Here is a 22,447-nt window from a genome sequence, read left to right on the forward strand (position 1 = left end):
TCCAGGACTGAGAACCTGTCCAGGCGGCCCCAAACCAGGACCGTTCCCGATCATCAGGCTGGCCGGGCATCCCCTTCGGCATACGCCGCCAGATACGACGGCGAGATACCCAGCAAGCTGGCCACCTGACGGGCCGTGGCGCGCGCCGCACCGCGGTGGGCCTGGGCAAACGAGCGGGCTGCGGCGCGAGCGGCTCTCAGACGGTCAGGGTCTTGCACGAGGGCACAGGCCATCTGCGCGGCAGCCTGCATTCCCGGCGTGCGCCAGGCAGCCCCTACCCCGCACGCCAGCTCGGTGGCTTCGGCAAAATTAAAGGTGTGCGGCCCCACCACCACAGGGCAGCCACAGGCCGCCGCTTCGATCAGGTTCTGTCCCCCGAACGGGGCAAAACTGCCCCCCAACAGCACCACATCGGCCATGGCGTAGTAAGCCGCCATTTCGCCCACCGAATCGCCCAGCCACACATCGGCAGGCGCCGGTGCATCACCCACCCAGGCGCTGCGCCGCGACACGCTCAACCCAGCCCCCTGCAGCAGTTGCAGCACTTCCTCAAAGCGGTGCGGGTGGCGCGGCACGATCAGCCACTGCACTGTCTGCGGCACAGGGCTTTGCGCAGGGTGGTGGGACGTGTCTTTTGCTATATTTTCAGGAGCTTCTTGCGCTTGATCTGCTTGGACTGCAAGCTGTTTTGACCGAATAAATTCCAGCCACTGGGTTTCCTCCCCCTCGCGGCTGCTGGCCAGCATGACCACAGGGCGGCCAGTGAGCAGACGCCAGCCCCGTCCACGCTCCATCTGGGCGGCATCGGGCACCACATCAAACTTGAGGTTGCCCAACACACCCCGCACGGGCGCACCCAGGTCTTCCAGGCGCTGCGCATCGGCTTTGGACTGGGCCCATACGGCCGTCAACCCCCGGTAGGCGGGGCGCGCAAGGGGCCCCAGACGGCGTGCGCCGCGCCAGGACTTGAGGTTCAGGCGCGCATTGGCCAGGACCAACGGCACGCCGCGCTGCTGGCAGCCTGCAATCAGGTTGGGCCAGACCTCGGTTTCCATCAGTACACCAACGGCTGGGCGAAACTGGCGCAAAAAGCGGGCTACGGCCCCCGGGGTATCCCACGGCAACCAGACCTGCACATCGCCGGGCTGCAGCAGCTTTTCACCCTCGGCACGCCCCGTGGCAGTGCCGTGGGTGAGCAGCAGGCGCATACCGGGCAGTTGCGCGCGCAACTCGCGCAGCAAGATGGCTGCGGCCCGGGTCTCGCCCAGCGAGACGGAATGGATCCAGACAAAGCGCCCCATCAGGTCCACGCTGCTGTGGGCCACGAGGCTGTCCATGGGCTGGGCGTAGCGGCCAAACCGCTCAGGCACGGCCACGGCATAGCCCGGCTCGGCACGCGCGCGCCGACGCAGCTTGCGCTTGAGCAGCGGCTGGGCGCACCAGGTGACGGCGGTGTAGAGCGCGCGGGCCAGGCTCATGGTGCCAGCCCCGGCACGGGCAGTACAGCGCCCGTCCATGCACCTGCCACAGCTCCTGCCCCGCCGCCTTCGCTGCGCCGCCCCACCACCAGGCAGGCGCCCACACCAGGGGCCGCCACCACCAGGTCGCCCCCCGGCGCCCACAACGCACTGCGCCCCACGCACAGGTAGCCGCCGGTGGGCGCGCCATAGTTGGCCATCAGCACAGCCATGCCGTGGCTGCGGGCATAGCCTTGCAGCATGGCGCTTTCTGCGGGGTAACCATTGGGTGAGAGCACCATGCTGCACGCGTACAGCGCAGCGCCGCCCTGTCGGGCTGCCTGCGCATGTTCCGGGTGGGTGATATCGGCGCACACGGCCAAGCCCACGGGCTCGCCGCCCAGCTCGGTCACGTGGGCGGGTGCAGCGCCCGGGCTGGCGAACTGCTGCTCACCGTCATGCAAATGGTGTTTGCGGTACAGCTCGGTGCGGCCATCGGGGTGCAGCACCACCGAGCCAATGCCCGGGTTGGCCTGGTCGGCCTCCGCCGCCACCGCCGTGCCCACCACCAGCGCCATGCCGTGCCGGGCGGCCGCATCGCGCAGCGGGGCCAGCTGCGGGGCGTCGGGCGCCAGCACGTTGCGGGCCATCAGCGTGGGCTCATAGCCCATGAGCGACAGCTCCGGAAACACCAGCAACTGCACGCCCGCGCTGGCAGCGGCTTGCACAAACAACACATGCTGCTGCACGTTGGCAGCCACGTCACCGGGCCACACCAGGGTTTGCGCTGCGGCCACCGTAAGCCTGCCGGGCACCGAGAAAGAGGTCATGGAATCGATCGCCTGAGAGGAAAACGCGGGGGCTGGGCTGTGGGTGGGCAAGGCGGCAAAGGCTCAGCCCGTCAGTGGGCGGCACTGCCCACGGTGGCGCCGGGCTTGACCTTTTCCAGCAAGGCCAGCATGGCGGCCTCAATGCGATGCAGCGCTTCGGGGGTGTGCCCCTCGAACCTGAGCACCAGCACGGGCGTGGTGTTGCTGGCGCGGATCAGGCCAAAGCCATCGGGCCAGTCCACGCGCAGGCCATCGATGGTGTTGATCTGCGCGGGGGCGGCAAAGGCGCTGGCCGCCAGGGCCTGCAGCTCTGCCGTGAGGCGGTGCGGCTCGCCCTCGGCGCAAGCCACGTTCAACTCGGGCGTGGAATAACTGGTGGGCAAGGCATTGAGCACGGCGCTGGGGTCGCTGCTGCGGCTCAAAATTTCCAGCAGGCGGCAGCCTGCGTAGGTGCCATCGTCAAAGCCAAACCAGCGCTCTTTGAAGAAGATGTGCCCGCTCATCTCGCCGCCCAGCGGTGAATCGGTTTCCTTCATGCGGGCCTTGATGAGTGAATGCCCGGTCTTGAACATCACCGGCACACCGCCGGCGGCCACGATGGCCGGGGCCAGGCGCTGGGTGCATTTCACGTCAAAAACGATCTCACCACCGGGCACGCGCGAGAGCACGTCTTGCGCAAACAGCATCATCTGGCGGTCGGGGAAGATGTTGGTGCCGTCCTTGGTGACGATGCCCAGACGGTCGCCGTCGCCGTCAAAAGCCAGGCCCAGCTCGGCGTCGCTGCTGTGCAGCGCAGCGATCAGGTCGCGCAGGTTCTCGGGCTTGCTCGGGTCGGGGTGGTGGTTGGGGAAATTGCCGTCCACCTCAGAGAACAGCTCAATCACCTCACAGCCCAGGGCACGGAAGATGCCGGGCGCTGATGCACCGGCAATGCCGTTGCCACTGTCCACCACCACCTTCATGGGGCGGGCCAGCTTCACATCGCCCACGATGCGTTCGCGGTAGGCGCTCAGCACATCGGCCTGGCGCACGCTGCCGCCGGGCACCAGATGCCAGGCATCGGCCTCCATGGTGCGGCGCAGGGCCTGAATCTCTTCGCCATAAATGGCGCGACCACCCAGCACCATCTTGAAGCCGTTGTAGTCCTTGGGGTTGTGGCTGCCGGTGACCTGGATGCCGCTGGCGCACAGCGTGTGGGCCGCAAAGTACAGGATGGGCGTGGTGACCATGCCCACGTCGATGACCTCGATGCCCGCCTCGACCAGACCCTGGATCAGCGCGCCCGCCAGCGCGGGGCCCGATAGGCGCCCATCGCGCCCCACGGCCACCACCGTCTGCCCCTGGGCACGGGCGGCCGTGCCAAACGCCCGGCCCAGGCCCAAGGCCACGGATTCGTTCAGGGTCGAAGGCACGATGCCACGAATGTCGTAGGCTTTGAAGATGGCGGGCGAGAGTTGCACGTAAGAGGCCTTTCTGAAAATGGGTGGGGGCTGCGAAAACCATGGCTGGGCTCGCGGGCTTTGGGGGCGCCGCCCCACAAGGGGGACGCAGCTCGGACCGGGGGTAACCCCTGCCACGATGGCCCACAAAGGTGAAGGGCCAGGGCACACGGTCGCTAACCGCCGCATTGTAGGTGCCTACCGCGCCTGCCCCTGGCAATCAGGCCCCAATGGGCACAGGTCCGAAAACGGCCAGTCTTTCGCGGGCACCGGCCTATCATGCAAAACCATGCCCCCCCAGCCCATCCGTCCCGCAAACGAGCCACAGGAGCCCCCATCGCACGACCCAGACGAGGGCCGCTACCTGGCGCTGCGCACCCGGGATGCGCGCTTTGACGGGCGGTTTTTCACGGGCGTGACCTCTACCGGCATCTATTGCCGCCCAGTGTGCTCGGTGCGCACGCCCAAGCGCGAGAACTGCCGTTTTTTTGACCTGGCAGCCCAGGCCGAGCGGGCAGGCTTTCGGCCCTGCCTGCGTTGCCGCCCCGAGGTGTCGCCCGCATCGCTGGTGTGGTCCACCCAGGACGCCAGCCACCTGCTGGTGCACCACGCGCTGCGCCTGCTGGATGCACCCGATGCCTTGCAAAGTGACCCACGCAGCGCCCAGGCACTGGCAGAGCGCCTGGGCGTGAGCGACCGGCACCTGCGCCGCCTGTTTGAAGCGCAACTGGGCCTGTCGCCCCTGCAATACCTGCAAACCCGGCGGCTGCTGACGGCCAAGCAGTTGCTGACCGACACCCCGCTGCCCGTGACCGAAGTGGCGCTGGCCAGTGGCTTTGGCAGCGTGCGCCGCTTCAATGCCGCGTTTGCCCAGCACTACGGCTTGAACCCCACCGCCCTGCGGCGCAGCGGTACCGTGGCGGGCGAAGGGGCCACGGGCACGCTGCGCCTGGCCTACCGCCCGCCGCTGGACGCCCCAGCGCTGCTGGCATTTTTTGCCAAGCGCCAGTTCCATGGCGTGGAGTGGGCCCAGCCCGAGGGTGCGGCGCCCAGCCTGCGGCGCACCGTGCGCCTGCGGCCCAGCTCGGGGGCACAACCCATCACCGGTTGGATACAAGCGCAGTTTGATACCGCCCGCCACCAGGTGCTGCTGCAAACCAGCGACAGCCTGTACCCCGTGCTGCCCGCCGTGCTGCGGCGCGTGCGCGCCCTGCTGGACCTGGACGCCGACCCCGCCCCCATCAACGCGCTGCTGCACGCCGACTTTCCGCAAGGCGACGGCCTGCGGGTGCCGGGCGCGTGGGATGGGCTAGAGCTGGCCGTGCGTGCCGTGCTGGGCCAGCAGATCACCGTGGCGGCGGCGCGCACGCTGGGGCAGCGGCTGGTCGAGCGTTTTGGCGAACCCATCGCCACCCCCTGGCCGCAGCTCTGCCGCCTGTTCCCCACCGCCGCCGTGCTGGCGCATGCCGAGGGGGACGCGCTGGGCCATTTGGGCATCGTGCGCCAGCGGCAGGCAGCCATCGTGGCCCTGGCGCGGGCGGTGGATGCCGGGCAGATCACGCTGGACAGCACCGCCGATGTGCCCGCCACCACCCGCGCCCTGTGTGCCCTGCCCGGCATTGGCGACTGGACGGCGCAGTACATCGCCATGCGCGTGCTGCGCTGGCCCGATGCCTTTGTGGCGGGCGATGTGGCGCTGCACAAGGCGCTGGGCGTGCAGGGCCAAAAGCAACCCGCCCGGGCGGCCACCGAGGCCTCTGCCGCCTGGCAGCCCTGGCGCAGCTACGCCGTGGTGCGCGCCTGGGCCAGCCTGGAGGCGAGCGCCGGGTCAGCAGCCCCCACCCCGCCCATCGCACCCACCGCACCCACCGCATCCACGTCCAAATCACTATCAAATCCATAGCTACTAGCGCTTATTTATCAAGCGCTAGAGGCCATTTTCATCAAAATACCATGCACTACCCCGCCGATACCGTGTACACCCGCATACCCACCGACCAGGGCACCGTGTGGCTGGCCGCCACTGCGCAAGGGTTGGCCGGGCTGTGGTTTGACGGGCAAAAGCACTTTCCGCCCGCGCTGCGGGGAGCCTGTCGGACTTGGAGCGTCGAAAGCGAAAATCGGCCCCAGCGAGGACAGTTTTTGCCGGATTTGCAGCCCCATAGCCAGGCTATGGGGCAAGAAGACGGTAAAAAATGGACCGCTGCGGCCGATTTACAGCCGACGATTTCCAAGCCCGGCAGGCTCCTAGACACAACCGCCTGGACGCCCGCGCCGCAGCACCCCACTTTGCTGCAGGCCGCAGTCCAGTTGCAGCAATACCTGCAAGGCCAGCGCAAGGTGTTTGATCTGCCGCTGGATTTGTCGATGGGCACGGCCTTTCAGCAAGCCGTGTGGCGCGCCTTGCTGGCCCTGCCCTGCGGCCACACCACCAGCTATGGCGCGCTGAGCCAGTCCATCGCCCGCCCCAGTGCCGTGCGCGCCGTGGCCGCCGCCGTGGGCCGCAACCCCTTGAGCGTGGTGGTGCCCTGCCACCGCGTGCTGGGTGCGAACGGCAGCCTCACCGGCTACGCCGGGGGGCTGCCGCGCAAGGCCGCTTTGCTGGGGCTGGAGGCCAGGCTGGCGTAGCAGTGGGCCCAGCCACCGGCCACCAGACTGCTCAAGCAAGCGCTGGCCGAAGCCGTGACAATTCAACGCACCAGCTCGTTGTGCTTTGGGACGGTCTCCAAAAGACACGGCCCAGGTTTCGAGCCCCTCCCCTAGAAAGCCCACCCGAGTGAACCGTTCCTCCCCCGCGCCCATGTCCTCCTGGCTGGGCGAATTCGTGCTGCTGGCCGCCCTGTGGGGTGCGTCCTTTTTGTTCATGCGCATGGGGGCAGCCGAGTTTGGCCCCATCGTCACTGCGGGCCTGCGGGTGGCGCTGGCCACGGTGCTGCTGTGGCCCATTCTGCTGCGCCAGGGGCAATGGCCCGCGCTGCGCCAGCACTGGCGGCCCATCTTGCTCGCCGGGGTGGTCAACTCGGCCATTCCTTTTGCGCTGTATGCCTGGGCCGTCATGCACATTGCCACCGGGCTGACGTCCATCTTGAACGCCACAGTGCCGCTGTTTGGTGCCCTGGTGGCCTGGCTGTGGCTGGGCGACCGCATCAACCGCCTGCGCTGGCTGGGCCTGGCTTTGGGCTTTGTGGGCGTGGCCCTGCTGGCCTGGCGTGCGCCTGCTGGGGTGGGCGTCAAGTCTGACCAGGCGGGCTGGGCGATTGCGGCCTGCCTGGCGGCATCGTGCTGCTACGGCATTGCGGCCAGCTATGCACGCCGCAAGCTCATGGGTGTGCCGCCCATTGCCACCGCCACGGGCAGCCAGCTCGGTGCCGCCCTGGCACTGGCGCTGCCCACCCTGTGGTTTTGGCCCGCCCAGATGCCGGGACTGCGCGCCTGGGCAGCCATTGTGGCGATTGCCTTGCTGTGTACCGCCGTGGCGTACATCCTGTACTTTCGCCTGATCGAGCACGCAGGCCCCAGCCGCGCCCTGGCCGTGACCTTCATCACCCCGCTGTTTGCCGTGCTGTATGGCAGCCTGTTCCTGCACGAGGCCGTGACGCTGTGGATGCTGGGCTGCGCGGCCGTCATCGTCAGCGGCACGTTGCTGTCAACCGGGCTTGTCACAAGGCTGTGGCCCCGAAGCTAGGGGCTGAACCCACCTAAACTCGGGGCATGGTGCCCGAACGCTCCTCAGCCCCCCGCCACGCTGGCTTTTCAAGCCAGTGGCTCGGCGCCTCTGCTGGCGGGAACTGCCCCCCTCCTATCTACCGATCGGTCCCATGAGCGTCATCATGCTGCTGGCCGGTGGCCTGCTCGTCCTCATTGTGCTGACCCTGGTGTGGCTGGAGCCCGCCGAGGTGCTACGCCCATCCATGCGCAGCCAGGTCGCAGCGGGTTTGATGGGTGGGGTGGTGTCGGCGCTGCTGCTCATCACCCTGCGCTACAGCGCACTGCACCTGGGGGTGGTGGTGCACCCCACAGCCACGGCGTTTTTGGGCCTGTACTTTGGGCCGGTGGCCGCCCTGGTCTCGGCGGGGGTGGCGCTGGCGGCACAGTGGTGGATTCCGGACGCCCCCTGGGCCAGCGTGGCCAGTGTGTTGGCTGGTGCCGGAGCGCTGGGCCTTTTGGCCCGCAAATATGCCTGGCAAGGCAACGGCGACGCCCGCCTGTGGATCAGCCTGCTGGCCGTGGCCGGGCTGCTGCCAGCGGTGACGTACGCGGCCCTTTGGCTCAGCGGGGGCGCGCCCACCCCCATCTCGGTGCAGGACGCGCTGGCGCTCATGCCCTGGCACCACGGTGCAGGGGTGCTGCTGCTGGGCACTGGCCGCCAGTTGCTGGCCGCCCGCGCACAGGCCACGCAGGCGCTGGCGCAGCGCGAGGAGCAACTGCGCCTGGCACTCGATTCCCTCAACGGGGGGCGCTGGGAGTGGGATGTGGCCACCCGGCAGTTCCGCTGCGAGGGCCATCTTTACGCGGCTTTTGGCATCGAGGACACCCAGATCCCTGACCTGTGGCAGCGCTGGTACGAGCGGCGCCACCCGGCAGATGCCGAACGCGCTGCGGACTACCTCGCGAGATCGCAAAACGGGCTGGAGGAAACCTACGAAGCGGAGTTCCGCGTGAAGAACACCGCAGGCCAGTGGCGCTGGATCATGTCGCGCGGCACGGTGGCCGAACGCGATGCCCAGGGACGCCCCGTGCGTCTGGCGGGCATGGATGTGGACATCACCGCGCACCACGAGGTGCAGGAGGCACTGCGCGCCTCCGAGGCCAAGTCCAGCACCATCTACCTGACCCTGCCCGACCCGGCGGGCATTGCCAGCATGAACGACGGGCGCCTGCTGGAGGCAAACCCCGCCTTGTGCACCCTGCTGGGCCTGCCGCGCGAGCAGGTGCTGGGCCGCACGTCGCAAGCATTGAACCTGTGGGCCAGCCCGCACGAACACACGCGGCTGCTGCACGCCGTGCTGCGCAACGGGCAGGCGCACCAGCTGCCCATGCGTGCGCAGCGCCCCGATGGCTCCACCGTGTCGGGGCTCACCTCAGCCCGGCCCGTGCACATCAACGGGCAAGAGGGCTTTGTGTTTGTCTTCCACGACATGACCGAGGCCGAGCGCACCAGCGAAGAGCTGAAGACCCGCAACGGCCTGCTGCAGCAGGCAGGCCGCCTGGCCCGGCTGGGTGCGTGGGAGCACGACCTGACCAAGGGGCTGCTGTACTGGTCGGACATGTGCTTTGAAATCCATGCCCTGCCCGTGGACAGCCCACTGCCCGACAACTACATTGAAAAGTACGTGCCGCCCGAATACCAGGCCGAGTTGCGCCAAAAGTTCCGCGACTGCATTGACCACCAGCAAGAGTGGAGCATGGACCTGGAGATCGTGCGCGCCGATGGCCGAAGGCTCTGGGTGCGGGCGCGCTGCGAGGCGGTGCTCGAACAGGGCCAGGTCGTCCGGCTGCGGGGGGTGACGCAAGACATCGACGAAGCCCGGCGTGCGCGCCTGCGGCTGAACCAGTCGGAGGAACGGTTTTCCCGGATCTTCCAGCTCATGCCCTTCCCGATGGGGCTGTCGCGCTGCAGCGATGGGCAGTACGTCGAAATCAACCCCGCCTGGGAGGCAATGATTGGCATCCCGCGCAGCGAGGTCCTAGGGCGCAGCTCCATCGAGATGGGCATTTACGACCCCACTGACCGCGCCAACCTGATCCGGGCCGCAGAACCCACGGGCCAGCTCAACGGCTACGAAGTCACCATCTACCCCCGTAACAGCCCGCCGCGCACGGTGCTGCAATCCATGCGCATGACGGACTTTGATGGCGAGCCGTGCTGGATGTTCTCGGTGCAGGACATCACCGACCGCAAGCGCTCGGAAGAAAAGGTGCGCGAGCGCGAAGAGCTGCTCTCGCTCACCATCTCGGCCGCATCGCTGGGCCTGTGGGACTGGGATTTGCAGGCGGGCACCGTGACAGGCGACAGCCGCTGGCGTGCCCTGCGCAGCGCCCACGGGCACGAAGCCAGCGCCGAGCCCACCGATTGGACCCACCTGGTGGCCCCGGACGATGTGGAGCGCATCACCGCAGAAATATCACGCCACGCCAAGCACCACGCCACGCCGTTTGATGCCACCTGGCGCCTGCACAGCACGGGCAGCGACCAGCCCCGCTGGGTGCGCAACCTGGGCAAAATCGTGAGCTTTGACGCCCGAGGCACCCCACAACGCATGCTGGGCGTGGCCATTGACGTGACGCCGCAGCGCGAGCAAGAGGTGTTGCTGCAAAAAATGGCCCACTTTGACGCCCTGACGGGCCTGCCCAACCGTGTGCTGCTGGCCCGCAAGCTGCAAGAAGCCATGGCCAGCGCCCGCGCGCAGGGCCGCTTGCTGGGGGTGGCCTACCTGGACCTGGACGGTTTCAAGCCCGTGAACGACCGCTTTGGCCACGGGGCCGGAGACCGCCTGCTGGTGGCTGTGGCGGGGCGGCTGACGCGCGCGCTGCGGCCCGAAGACTGCGTAGCCCGCCTGGGCGGCGACGAGTTCGTCATCCTGCTGCCCCACCTTGAATCCAGCTGCGACTGCGAAGCCCGGCTGCACCGCGTCATGGACAGCGTGGCCGCCCCCTACCCGCTGGACGCTGAGCGCGTGGTCGTCACCGCCAGCATCGGCTACACGCTGTTCCCTTCAGACGATGCCGATGCTGATACCTTGCTGCGCCACGCCGACCAGGCCATGTATGCCGCCAAACAAGCCGGGCGCAACCGCTTTCACCTGTTTGATGCCGTGCAAGACCGCGCCGTGCAGCTGCTGCGCGAGCAGGCCAAGCACCTGAGCAATGCGCTGCAAGATGCCCAGTTCACGCTGTACCTGCAGCCCAAGGCCGACATGCGATCGGGCACCGTGGTGGGTGCCGAGGCCCTGGTGCGCTGGTTGCACCCAGAGCGGGGCGTGCTGACCCCTGGCGAATTCCTGCCGATGATTGAGGGCACGGAACTCGACATCGTCTTCGGCCAATGGGTGATCGAGACCGCCCTGCACCAGCTGGAGTGGCTGCAAGCCCATGGCATGCCCATGCCGCTGAGCATCAACGTCAGCGCGCAGCACCTGCAGCAAGACGGCTTTGCCCACTGGCTGGCGCAATGCATGGCCCGCCACCCCACAGTGCCAGGCCATCTGGTAGAGATTGAAATCACCGAGAGTGCCGCGCTGTACGACCTGCAGGCCGTCACCCAGACGCTGCAATCGCTGCGTGCGCTGGGGGTGAGCATCTCTCTGGACGACTTTGGCACCGGCTACTCGTCGCTGACCTACCTGCGCCGTCTGCCCATGGACACCCTCAAGATCGACCAGAGCTTTGTGCACGGCATGATGAGCGACCCGGGCGATCTGGCCATCGTGCAGGGCGTGATCGGGCTGGCGCGCTCGTTTGGCTACCGCGTCATCGCAGAGGGGGTAGAAACCATAGAACAGGGCCAGATGCTGCTGCAGCTGGGCTGCCCACAAGCCCAGGGCTACTGCATCGCCCGCCCCATGCCCCAGGACGCCTTCGCGCAGTGGATGGACACCTGGCAAGCGCCCACGCAGTGGACCCGGCTGCGCCTGCTGTGAAACAGGGGCATCCCTCCCGTCCCACCAGCGATCAATCCCCCGTCACAAAAGACACCATGCGCCAGCCCTGGGCGGTGGGCTCAAAGCAGGCGCGGGCTGCGCGGCCCGCTTGGCGGGGGCACTCCACGCCGCCGTCGGGCAACGCGGCACAGGGCATGCCGGTTGCGCGGTGTAAAGCCTTCAAAGCCTTGGGATCAGCCTTCCAGGCGGCAATCGCCTGCTGCGCATCCGCATCGCCACCAAAGCTCCACACAAACTCGGGCGCCATCAGCCGTTGCAGCGCCGCGTGGCGTTGCTGCCCCGCCGCCGTGTGCACGGCCTGGATCACCGCCGTAGCCCCAGGTGGCAAGGGCTTGGCTGCCCACACAGGCAGCGATGTACCGATGAGAGCGCCAACGACCACCATGGCGCCAGCAACGAGAAAGACACGCATGAACAGAGATTTCAATAAAAACAAGCTCTAGCGCTTACCTAGAAAGCGCTAGCAGCTATCATTTTTGAATTACTTTATACCAAGAGATTGGCGTCATAGCCAATCCGCCGCTGGCCGAAAGGCGATTCACTGCCACCGTGATGTGCGCCCGTTCTTCGTTCACGCAAAGCTGCGGTTGGAAGCCGTCGGGCATCAGGTCTGCCGCCGCAGCAAGGGCCACCACGCGGGCATGTTTACCGGTGCCCATACGCTGCCCATACCGGTCGCTCGGCGTGGCACAGTCGTGCAGCAGACCCAAGGGCTGCCCAGCCCTTGGGGTGGCCGACATCAACCGACCAGATCACGCACCTGCTGCAGCGCAGCCGGGTCGTCCATGGTGGTCAAGTCGCCAGGATCGCGGCGCTCGGCCACGGCCTGCAGGGCGCGGCGCAGCAGCTTGCCGCTGCGTGTCTTGGGCAACACATTCACAAAGTACACGCGCGAAGGCCGGGCCACGGCGCCCAGTTGGTGGTCCACCTGCTTCATGACTTCGCCTTCCAGCTTGAGGCGGCCCGCATCCGAGTCGAGCCCCGACGCATCGCGCGCCACGGCAAACGCCATGGCCACCTGGCCCTTGAGCGGGTCGGCCACGCCCACCACGGCCACCTCGGCAATGTTGGGGTGCGAGGCAATGCTCTCCTCGATCTCACGGGTGCCCAGGCGGTGGCCTGCCACATTGATCACGTCGTCCGTGCGGCCCAAGATGAAGTGGTAGCCATCGGCATCGCGGATGCCCCAGTCAAAGGTGCTGTAGATGAGGCGGCCGGGAATGCTCTTCCAGTAGGTGTTCACAAACCGGGCGTCGTCGCGCCACACGGTTTGCATGCAGCCGGGGGGCAGCGGGCCTTCGATGGCAACCACGCCTTTTTGGTTGGCGCCCGTCAGCTCGTCGCCAGTGGACTCGTCGATGATTTTCACGGCGTAGCCATACATGGCCTTGCCGGGGCTGCCAAAGCGCGTGGTTTGCTGCTCTACCCCATTGGCCAAGGTCAAGATGGGCCAGCCGGTTTCCGTCTGCCAGTAGTTGTCGATGATGGGCACGGCCAGTGCGTCGCTGATCCACTGCGCCGTGGGCTCGTCCAGCGGCTCGCCCGCCAGCCACAAGGCCTTGAGGCTGGAGACGTCGTACTTTTTGAGCCAGCTGGGGTCTTGCTTCTTGAGCACGCGCACGGCCGTGGGGGCCGAGAACATGTGCGTGACCTTGTACTTTTCCACGATGCTCCACCACACGCCCGCATCGGGCCGGGTGGGCAGGCCTTCGTACATGATGGTGGTCATGCCAGCAATCAGCGGGCCATAGATGATGTAGCTGTGCCCCACCACCCAGCCGATGTCGCTGGTAGCGAAAAAGACCCCCACGCTCCGCCGCTCATGCGGGTCGCTGCCCCCCGAGGGGGCCGCGTTTTCACCTTGGGGCGGCCCGGCGGTGAAAACCTGCTCCTTGGCATCAAAAATGTGCTTCATGCTGGCGGCCAAGGCCACGGTGTAGCCACCGGTGTCGCGCTGCACGCCCTTGGGCTTGCCGGTGGTGCCGCTGGTGTACAGGGTGTAGCTGGGGTGGGTGGATTCAACCCACTCGCAAGGCACCACGGCATGCAGGTGCTGCTCGCGCAGCGATGCCCAGTCGTGGTCGCGCCCGGCTTGCAAAGCCATGGGGGCCAGGCCGCGGTTGACCATGAGCACAGCCGCTGGCTTGTGGGCCGACAGGCTGATGGCTTCGTCGAGCAAAGGCTTGTAGGGCACCACTTTGCCGCCACGCGATCCGGCATCGGCACTGACCACGGCCACGGGCTCAGCGTCTTCGATGCGCGAGGCCAGCGAGCCCGCCGCAAAGCCGCCAAACACCACCGAGTGCAGCGCACCCATGCGCACGCAGGCCAGCATGGCAAAGGCGGCTTCTGCAATCATGGGCATGTAGATGAGAACGCGGTCGCCCTTTTTGACCCCAAGGCTTTTCAGCGTGGCGGCCATGCGCTGTACCTCGGCATGCAGCTCGGCAAAGCTGTAGCTGCGCTCCGTATCGGTCTCAGTGGAAATCGCCACCAGCGCGGGCTGGTCGGCGCGGGCCGGCAGGTGCCGGTCTACCGCGTTGTGACACAGGTTGGTGGTGCCGCCCACAAACCATTTGGCAAAAGGTGGATTGCTGTAGTCGCACACCTGCTGGGGCGGCGTGTGCCAGTCGATGAGCGCCGCCTGCTCGCTCCAAAAGGCATCGCGGTGGTCGATGGAATGGCGGTAGAAGTCAGCGTAGCTGGCCGTGGGGGTCGTGGCGCTCATGGGTTATGTCTCCTTGCATCTCGGTCTGAACCAGGGCCATTGCAGCGGGTACGGCCACCGACGATGGCAGCCAAACAATCTACCCCGCCGCTGCTGCCTGTGGCAGGCACCCGTGGCAGGAGGATTGTGTTCCCCTGCGCACGCGAAGGGCAGCGCGATTGACCTAGGTTTTGAATTCATAATTATTCATAACGTGCTTGCGGCAAGCTGACGGAAGCTCCTATAGGTTCTCACAACCTGCTTGGGGCTTTGTCACCACCGCCCCAGAGGCGTTACGCAGGCACCTGCGGGCGGTTGTACTCGCCCACCAGCCGCTCAAAATCGGCCACAGGAATGGGCTTGCTCAGCAGATAACCTTGCCAGCTGTGGCAGTGGTTGCGTGCCAAAAACGCCCGCTGCTCCTCGGTCTCCACCCCTTCAGCAATCACGCTCAGCCCCATGCTGGTGGCCAAGGCCACCACGGTGCGGGCTATGGCCGCATCGTTGGGGTCGGTGAGCACATCGCGCACAAAGCTCTGGTCGATCTTGAGCTGGTTCAGCGGCAGGCGCTTGAGGTAGGCCAGCGATGAGTAGCCAGTGCCGAAATCGTCGAGTGAAAAGCCCACGCCGTAGCTCTTGAGCTTGGCCATCTTGGCGATGGTGTCTTCCACATCGGCCAACAGCAGGCCTTCGGTCATTTCGAGTTTGAGGCGTGCGCCCTCGGCCCCTGAGCGGGCCAAAGCCGCCAGCACCTGCGGCACAAAGCTGCTTTGGTGAAACTGCCGCGGGCTCACATTGACGGCCAGGCTGAGTCCCGCCAGCAAAGGCTGCTGCGCCCACTGCGCGAGGCGCTCGCAGGCGGCGTTGAGCACCCACTCGCCCAGCGGCAGGATGAGGCCGGACTCTTCTGCCAGCGGAATGAAGTGCGCGGGCGAGACAAAACCATCGCGCGGATGACGCCAACGCAGCAATGCCTCGGCTCCGGTGATGCGTCCGTTGTCAACCTGGGGCTGGTAGTAAAGCTCGAACTGCTCCTGGGCCAGGCCCGCGCGCATGTCGGCCTCCAGCGCCGCACGGGCGCTGACGGCGGCCTGCATTTGGGGGTCGTAAAAGCGCAAAGTGTCCCGCCCCGCAGACTTGGCCTGGTACATGGCCAGGTCGGCACGCTTGAGCAACTCATCCACCGTCTCACGCATGCCGCTGAAGACGGTGATCCCCATGCTCAAGGAGCTGTGGTGGGCATCCCCCCCCAGCGTGTAAGGCTCGCGCAGGGCGTTCAGAATTTTTTGCGCGGCGTCCTCGGCCCGAGCCGCTGCATCCTCGGGGGTGTCACCCAGATCCTCCAGAACCACCACAAACTCATCCCCACCCTGGCGGGCCACTGTGTCGTCTTCATGCACACAGGCGCGCAGGCGGTGCGACACCTGCAACAGCAGCGTGTCGCCGCGGTCGTGCCCCTGGGTCTCGTTCAGGGTCTTGAAGTTGTCCAGGTCCAGCAGCAGCAACGCCCCACTGCGCTGGTGGCGGGCGCTGGTGGCCAAGGCTTGCTGCAAGCGGTCGAGCAGCAAGCGGCGGTTGGGCAGCCGGGTCAGGGGGTCATAGAAGGCCAGGTAACGGATTTCTTCCTCGGCGGCCTTGCGCTGGCTCAGGTCCACCATGGTGATGAGGTAGTCCTGCCCCACCAGCACCCCGGCAATTTCTACGCTGCGCTGCTGACCATCGTGGCAGTGGATCGCGTATTCGGCGGGCTCTATGCTGCCATCAGAGGCCTGTGCATGCTCCAGCGCCCGACCCCAGGCAGCCCGGTGCCGTGCACGGGTCTCGGCGTCTGGGTACGCCTGCTGCCACCACTGCTCGGAGGTGGGAATGTCCTGCTCGGTGTAGCCGCAAATCTGCACAAAGCGTTCGTTGCGAAAACTCATGCGCCCATCGCTTTGCACCAGGCACAAGCCCACAGGCAGGCGCTGCAAAATGCCACGCAAGCGTTGCTCATTGCTACGCAGCGTCTCCTCCATTTGCTTGCGCGAGGTGATGTCTTGCACCATGGCGATATGGAAGTCGGGGGTCGACCCCAAGCTCCACATGGGCGTCACGGTCAGGTCCACCCAGACTTCTGTCCCGTTTTTGTGGAAGTAGCGTTTTTCAATACGGAACTCAGGAATGTCACCGGCCTTGAGGCGGTCCATCTGGGCAAAGCCAGCAGGCTGATCGGCCGGATGGCTGATTTCACGCAGACTGCGGCCCTGCAACTCGGTAGGGGTGTAGCCGATGATGTCGCAGTAGCGCTGGTTGATGTGAACGATGACACCGTTTTGCGAATTGATCTGGGCCACTCCCACGGCGGCTTGGTTGAACAAGGCACGAAAGCGCTCTTCACTCTCGCGCCGAGCCTCATCCGATGCCTGTGCCCGCACCAGCGCGCTAGTGCGCTGGCGCACCAGCAGCGTCACCAACACCCCCAGCAAGCCCGACACCAGAGCCCCTGCCCCCCCGGCAATCCAGGGCAACCGCTGCTCTGTGGGCGACAGCAGCGAGCGTGTGGGCTGGAAGGCCAGGCGCCAGCGCCGGTCATGCACCTGCAAGCCTTTGACCAGCGTGGGCGCACCAGGCAGAGCCTGGCCTGTGGACTCCAACAAATGGCGTGCCGTCTTGTCGGCGACCTGTTCGCGCACCGATCCGGCATCCTCTATGGCCACAGCCACCCCTTGCAGGTAGCCCTGGGCTTCCAGCGCCCGAACCATGTCATACACACGGATGGTGGCGGCCACCGCGCCCAGAAAGGGCGGTGGCCCGCCGCTGTGCCCCCCTGCCCGGTCGAACACGGGGATGCGGATGACGAATGCAGGTCGGTGGGTTTGCTCCTGCAGCAAATCAAACGGAGCAGAGGCCACGGGCTTGCCGCTGTCGCGGCTGTAGTGCATGGACGCCAGATTGGTCGGCTGTGCACTGATGTCCATCCCCAGCATGTGAGCATTGCCCTGAAGCGGCCAGATGTAGTGCACGACAAAATACTCGTCACGTTCACCCGGCGGGTAGACCTTGAAATCAGGCGCGCCAGGCGCCTCACGAGCCAAATCGTCTCGGACACTGGCCTCGTAGACAGCCCGTTCGCTGTGGGACACGCGCTTGGTAAATGCCAGATTGCGCACCCCTGGGTAACGCCGCACGGCATCCAGCTCGGACACGACCCGCTCAAACTCGGCGCGCCCCAGTTGGGGGTTCAGCGCAAACAGGTTGTGCAGGCCATACACAATTTCTGTATTGGCCGCCACGCGCTGGCTGAGGGCATCGGTGAAGGCACGGGCCTCCTGCGTAAACCGTGTCTGCTCCACCATGGCCACCGACTGCCATTGCTGCTGTACCCACCAGTAAGTCGTGACCAACCCCACCAACGCCACAGCCCAGCCTGACAGCCAGTGGCGATAGCGATCGAGGGGCGGAAGCGAAAACATCATGGATGGAGTGAGGCTTGGCACCGCTTGCCGCAGCATTAAGACCCAACGCTCTAGAAGCGATCGGAGGAGATCCTGGCGGTCTGCGCAAGAACAAATATGACCGCATTTTGCGCCACATTTGGCAACACTTGGTTACTGTACTGGCTTCAAGCCAAATTTGCCTTTTACGCAACAGGCACAAGCGCTAGAAGCTATGAAATAGATAGCATAAGTTCAATCCAGCCAACCAGCGGAGCATGGCTGTTGTTTTGTGGCAGCAACCCCTTCGTTACACCGCGAGCATTCCAGCGGCACAATGGAATCAGGTGTCCAACGGACAAAACGGCCCCAGCACCCACAGCCCCGTCCACATGTAAAAATTTGATTTGATTAGAAACACCCCTGGGTGGTGGGAGGCTCCATAGGCTTCAAACTGGCACGCAATGCAAATCATCTCGTCGCTGAATGTCATTGATCTCTTGCTGGATGCCGTCTGCATCGTGGACGAGGACAGCCGCATTGTGTTTGTGAGCCCCGCGTTCGAACGTATTTTTGGCTACACCCCGCAAGAAGCGGTCGGGCTACAGATGTTGGACCTGGTGCACCCCGAAGACCGCCAAGCCACGGAGCAGCAAGCTCAGCGGGTCATGGGCGGAAGCCCCCAATTGCAGTTTGAGAACCGCTACGTGCGCAAAGACGGGGCAGTCGCGCACATTCTGTGGACCGCCCAGTGGCTGCCAGAGCGCCGCCTGCGCCTGGCTGTGGCCCATGACATCACCAAACGCAAGCACACCGAGTCGATGCATGCGGCGATCTATGCCATCTCGGAAGCTGCCCACGCAGCCCCCAACCTGCCCACCCTTTTTGAACGCATTCACCGCATCATTGGTGGGCTGATGGCGGTAGCCCAGTTCACAGTGGCGCTACATGACCGCTCGCGTGGTGCTTTGAGCTTTCCCTATGTGGCCCCTGCGCTGGAGCAAAAACCAAGCGGCACACCCGGAGCCGGGCAAATCCAGCTGTGCACCCGGGTGATCCAGGAGGACAGGCCCTTGAGGCTGTCTACTTGCGAAGGGACACAACCCTGCCACTGGCTCGGGGTGCCACTGCCCGCCCAGGATGGCGCGATGGGCGCCCTGCTGTTGCAAGGCCCTGCCGAGGGCGATACCTACAGCGAGGCCGACAAGGAATTGCTGCAGTTTGTCTCCACCCAGGTGGCCCTGGCCATTGAGCGCACCCAGATGCACGAGCGGCTGCAGCACATGGCGCAGTACGACCAATTGACCGCCCTGCCGAACCGCGCGCTCTTCAATGACCGGCTGAGGATTGCCATGGCGCGTGCACACCGTGAGCAAACCCTGCTGTCTTTGCTGTTCATCGACTTGGACCGTTTCAAGGAGGTCAACGACACCCTCGGTCACGCGATGGGCGACCTGCTGCTGCAGGGTGTGGCTCAGCGCCTGCAAGCCTGCGTACGCGGCTCGGACACCGTGGCCAGGCTGGGGGGTGACGAGTTTGTGGTGCTGCTCGAAGGCGCTCATGCCGGCGAGCTGCCCCAGCCTGTGGCCCAAAAAATTCTCACAGCGTTCGCGCAGCCATTTGATCTGAATGGACTGGCACTGAGCATCCAGCCCAGCATTGGTATGGCGGTGTTCCCAGAGCATGGCACCCATGAAAGCATGCTGCTCAGCCACGCCGATGAGGCCATGTACCAAGCCAAGCGCAACGGCGGCAATCAGTTCATTGTTCACCCGCGTGGCGCAGCGGCACGCCAAGGGCTGTCTGGCTCGGCTTAGAGGGCTCACAAAACGCCCCTGGCGTCGTTGTCTCGCCTTTTCGTAAGGCTTGTAATGCTTGTGGCGAAACGCCTGGCCAGGGCCGCTTCGCTGAGTTTTGTGAGCCACTCTGAGACCCTGTGTACGATCTTCTCCGGGAAAGAAAGGCCCACACCACCATGCTGTACGCAACCCTCAAACTGGTCCACTTGCTCGCAGCCATCGTCTGGCTGGGGGGCATGTTCTTCGCCCATTTCTTTTTGCGCCCTGCCGCACAAACGCTGGAGCCTGCGCTGCGCGTTGGCCTGATGCAAGGCGTTTTGCAGCGTTTTTTTGCGACCGTGGTGGTAGCCGTGGTGGCCCTGCTCGCATCGGGCCTGTGGATGGTGGGCCACGTCGCCAAGCACACGGTGCAAGCAGGGGGCAGTTTTGCCATGCCCTTGGGCTGGACTGTGATGGCGGCCCTGGGGACGGTCATGGCCGTCATCTTTGGGTACATCCGCCTGTCCCTTTTTCCCCGGCTCAGCCGCGCCCACCAAAGCGCCCATTGGCCGGAAGCGGGCAAAGTGCTGGCCCAAATCCGGACGTGGGTGGGCATCAACCTCGCCCTCGGGTTGGCGGTTGTCGCAGTGGCAACTGCTGACATGAACGGGCGCCCCGCAGCACGCCCAGTGGTGCAGAATGACCGAACACAGTCATCACCCACCGGGCTTTCTTCATGCAATTCGGCTACACCATCATTTACGTTCCGGACGTAGAGGCCTCACTGGCCTTTTTCGAGCGGGCCTTTGACATGACAAGGCGTTTTCTGCATGAGTCGGGCACCTACGGCGAGCTGGAAACCGGCGCCACCACGCTGGCTTTTGCCGACCACTCGCTAGGCCACGCCAACTTTGCAGGCGGCCATGTCGCCGCCAATGCCAGCCCACAGCCCCTGGGCATGGAGATCGGTCTGGTCACCCCCGATGTCCCCACAGCCCACCAACAGGCGCTGGGCAGCGGAGCCACCGAGCTGGCACCACCCAGCACCAAGCCCTGGGGCCAAACGGTGTCCTACCTGCGTTGCCCAGATGGCACCTTGGTCGAGCTGTGCACACCGATTCTGGCCGGTTAGCCCGGAGAACCCACTTGGCCATGTGGCCGCAAAGTCGGCTCGCTGATCCAGCAACAGCCCTCTGCGCAAAGCGGCGGGAAAGTGGCATGCTCTGAGCCATGGGAACCATGTTGGAAAAATCACCCCCAGCCATGCAGCCGCCGCCAAGCCCCCCAGGCGCTGCGGCCTTAAACCCGCTGCATGCCAAAGACTTGCAGGCCAAGGTGATTGGCTTTGTGGCATTGGCGCTGGTGGTGACGGCAGCATTGGTGGCGTTGGCGCTCTACACCAAATGGCAAGACGCTATAGATTCCCAGGAGCGGCAAAACGCCAACTTGGCACGGGTGCTGCAAGAACAAACGCTGCGCGTGCTAGCACCCATTGACCAAGCCACGCTGCGCATGCGGGATGCGTTGGCCCAAGGCAGTTTTCAGCCCTCAGACTACACGCGGCTGGCCAATGAAACCGGTCTGGTACCCGACATCCTGACTCAGCTCTCTGTCGTGGGGGCAGACGGACGTTTCGTGGCCAGCAACCTGGACCCGGATGGACAAAAGACCGGGCCGCTTGATCTCTCGGAACGCGAACACATCCAGGTGCACCTAGAGCCAGCACGCCACGCTGATACCCGCAAGCAACTCACCCGCAATGGCCTGTTTGTGGGCAAACCGGTGCTGGGCAAGGTATCAGGCAAATGGACCCTGCAACTCTCGCGCCCCATCGTGTCGCCCAGTGGCTACTTGCACGGTATCGTGGTGGCATCGGTCAACCCCAACTACTTCGAAACGGTGTACGGTGACGTCGAATTGGGGGCTGGCGGCGCTGTGTCGCTGTTTGGCGATGACAACACTCTGCGGGCACTGGTTGCAGGGGGCAAAGCCACCGGTATGGGCAAGACCATCACGCTCCCCCCTCACCACCCATTGACAGACCTCAACAAAGCAGAGGGTACCTACGTCCGCGTCAGCGAGGTGGACAACACAGAGCGGATCACGGCATTCCGGCGGGTGCCGGGGTATCCGTTGAGCATGTTGGTCTCCACCACGACAGAGGCAGCGCTGGAGGAGTGGCGGGACATGCGCAACGTGACACTGACCGTGGCGTTGCTGCTGGGCGCAGCCATCGTGGCCAGCGGTGTGGGTTTCTTGCGCGGCGTGCGGAGGCTGGAAGAGTCCCACGCAGCGCTGGCCATCAGCGAAGCGCAGGCCCAATCGGCAAGTCAGGCCAAAAGTGAATTTCTGGCAGCGGTATCGCACGAGCTGCGCACGCCGCTCACCAGCATCCGGGGCTTTGCGGAACTGATGGAGTTGCGCTTGCAGCAGCCTTCGTTCAGGGAGGCGGCCAGCTTGATCCGGCAGGCTGCAGACCACCTCAACACATTGCTCACCGAAATTCTGGACTTGGCCAAGGTCGAGGCCGGAGCCATGCCCATTGTGCTGGCGCCCCACCCCGTGCGCGAATTGGTGCAAAACACGGCTGACTTTTTCGCTATTTCAGCGGCCCAAAAGGGCCTGACGCTACAAGTGTCGGTATCACCAGACACCCCGCAATTGCTGGTGTGCGACGGGCTCAGACTCAAGCAAATTCTGAACAACCTGCTCTCCAATGCCCTCAAATTCACGGCACAAGGCGGCGTGCGGCTGGAAGTGGAGACAGGGGCCGAGGGTACACGGCTGCAGTTTCATGTCGTGGACTCGGGCCCCGGCATTCCACCGCACTTGCACGATCTGATTTTTGAGAAATTTCGCCAAGGCAGCGCCCAGGTAAGCAGCGAGCATGGAGGCACGGGCTTGGGCCTGGCCCTGTCCAGGGCGCTGGCGGAGTTGATGCATGGCGAACTGACTGTCACCTCCACACCCGGCGAAGGGGCGCGGTTCACTCTGTCCTTACCTTGTACGGAGCCGACTGCGGGCTGACACAGGTTCTTATCTACGCGAAATGACCGGGGGTTGATTCGGCTCATGCCAGCACACCCGGAGCCCCGATGAAGCCATAAAAAAAGCCAGCGCAGATGCGCTGGCTTTTCCCCACCAGAATGTGCGCAGCGTTGC

15 protein-coding genes are annotated in these 22,447 nt (G+C 65.3%); 8 read left to right on the forward strand and 7 right to left on the reverse strand.

The window, feature by feature from the left end:
- Positions 1-53: 53 nt before the first annotated feature.
- The 3 genes from C8C98_RS20205 to C8C98_RS20215 form a co-directional block, all read right to left on the reverse strand.
- Positions 54-1,478: a 3-deoxy-D-manno-octulosonic acid transferase gene (locus C8C98_RS20205; RefSeq protein ID WP_121455729.1), complete on the reverse strand. Its 1,425-nt coding sequence runs from the start codon at positions 1,476-1,478 to the stop codon at positions 54-56.
- Positions 1,475-2,287, reverse strand: coding sequence for a carbon-nitrogen hydrolase family protein (locus tag C8C98_RS20210; RefSeq protein WP_121455730.1), 813 nt, complete (start codon positions 2,285-2,287; stop codon positions 1,475-1,477). Before C8C98_RS20210 ends, C8C98_RS20205 begins: the two co-directional genes overlap by 4 nt.
- A gap of 71 nt (positions 2,288-2,358) precedes the next feature.
- The gene (locus C8C98_RS20215) at positions 2,359-3,747 is read right to left on the reverse strand and encodes a phosphomannomutase/phosphoglucomutase (RefSeq protein WP_121455731.1); all 1,389 of its coding nucleotides are present in this window, start codon (positions 3,745-3,747) and stop codon (positions 2,359-2,361) included.
- Between the two features lie 268 nt (positions 3,748-4,015).
- On the opposite strand from C8C98_RS20215, the gene C8C98_RS20220 reads away from it, so the two are divergent.
- The 4 genes from C8C98_RS20220 to C8C98_RS20240 all read left to right on the forward strand — a co-directional run bounded on the left by C8C98_RS20220 (position 4,016) and on the right by C8C98_RS20240 (position 11,366).
- The gene (locus C8C98_RS20220) at positions 4,016-5,629 is read left to right on the forward strand and encodes a DNA-3-methyladenine glycosylase 2 family protein (RefSeq protein WP_121455732.1); all 1,614 of its coding nucleotides are present in this window, start codon (positions 4,016-4,018) and stop codon (positions 5,627-5,629) included.
- Between the two features lie 269 nt (positions 5,630-5,898).
- On the forward strand, positions 5,899-6,354 hold the full coding sequence (locus C8C98_RS20230; RefSeq protein ID WP_121456420.1) for a methylated-DNA--[protein]-cysteine S-methyltransferase: 456 nt from the start codon (positions 5,899-5,901) through the stop codon (positions 6,352-6,354).
- Between the two features lie 172 nt (positions 6,355-6,526).
- On the forward strand, positions 6,527-7,411 hold the full coding sequence (locus C8C98_RS20235) for a DMT family transporter (protein WP_121455733.1): 885 nt from the start codon (positions 6,527-6,529) through the stop codon (positions 7,409-7,411).
- Between the two features lie 133 nt (positions 7,412-7,544).
- The gene (locus C8C98_RS20240) at positions 7,545-11,366 is read left to right on the forward strand and encodes an EAL domain-containing protein (RefSeq protein WP_121455734.1); all 3,822 of its coding nucleotides are present in this window, start codon (positions 7,545-7,547) and stop codon (positions 11,364-11,366) included.
- 31 nt (positions 11,367-11,397) lie between these two features.
- On the opposite strand, the gene C8C98_RS20245 is transcribed toward C8C98_RS20240, so the two are convergent.
- The 4 genes from C8C98_RS20245 to C8C98_RS20255 all read right to left on the reverse strand — a co-directional run bounded on the left by C8C98_RS20245 (position 11,398) and on the right by C8C98_RS20255 (position 17,546).
- A complete protein-coding gene (locus tag C8C98_RS20245; protein ID WP_121455735.1) occupies positions 11,398-11,799 on the reverse strand; it encodes a hypothetical protein in 402 nt (133 codons plus the stop codon).
- Positions 11,800-11,857: 58 nt separating this feature from the next.
- Positions 11,858-12,097: a hypothetical protein gene (locus C8C98_RS21700; protein WP_233574624.1), complete on the reverse strand. Its 240-nt coding sequence runs from the start codon at positions 12,095-12,097 to the stop codon at positions 11,858-11,860.
- Positions 12,098-12,126: 29 nt separating this feature from the next.
- A complete protein-coding gene (locus C8C98_RS20250; protein ID WP_121455736.1) occupies positions 12,127-14,115 on the reverse strand; it encodes a propionate--CoA ligase in 1,989 nt (662 codons plus the stop codon).
- A 272-nt stretch (positions 14,116-14,387) separates the two neighbouring features.
- Entirely contained in the window at positions 14,388-17,546 is a 3,159-nt protein-coding gene (locus tag C8C98_RS20255; RefSeq protein WP_121456421.1) for an EAL domain-containing protein, read from the reverse strand.
- A 425-nt stretch (positions 17,547-17,971) separates the two neighbouring features.
- Between C8C98_RS20255 and C8C98_RS20260 the strand changes: the two genes are divergently transcribed.
- The 4 genes from C8C98_RS20260 (at position 17,972) to C8C98_RS20275 (ending at position 22,312) form a co-directional block, all read left to right on the forward strand.
- Entirely contained in the window at positions 17,972-19,324 is a 1,353-nt protein-coding gene (locus C8C98_RS20260) for a GGDEF domain-containing protein (protein WP_121455737.1), read from the forward strand.
- Between the two features lie 158 nt (positions 19,325-19,482).
- A complete protein-coding gene (locus C8C98_RS20265) occupies positions 19,483-20,061 on the forward strand; it encodes a CopD family protein (protein WP_121455738.1) in 579 nt (192 codons plus the stop codon).
- On the forward strand, positions 20,022-20,417 hold the full coding sequence (locus C8C98_RS20270) for a VOC family protein (protein WP_121455739.1): 396 nt from the start codon (positions 20,022-20,024) through the stop codon (positions 20,415-20,417). Before C8C98_RS20265 ends, C8C98_RS20270 begins: the two co-directional genes overlap by 40 nt.
- 98 nt (positions 20,418-20,515) lie before the next feature.
- A complete protein-coding gene (locus C8C98_RS20275) occupies positions 20,516-22,312 on the forward strand; it encodes an ATP-binding protein (RefSeq protein ID WP_121455740.1) in 1,797 nt (598 codons plus the stop codon).
- Positions 22,313-22,447 lie beyond the last annotated feature (135 nt).

The sequence above is a fragment of the Acidovorax sp. 106 genome (genome assembly GCF_003663825.1).
In the GTDB taxonomy this organism is placed as follows: domain Bacteria; phylum Pseudomonadota; class Gammaproteobacteria; order Burkholderiales; family Burkholderiaceae_C; genus Acidovorax.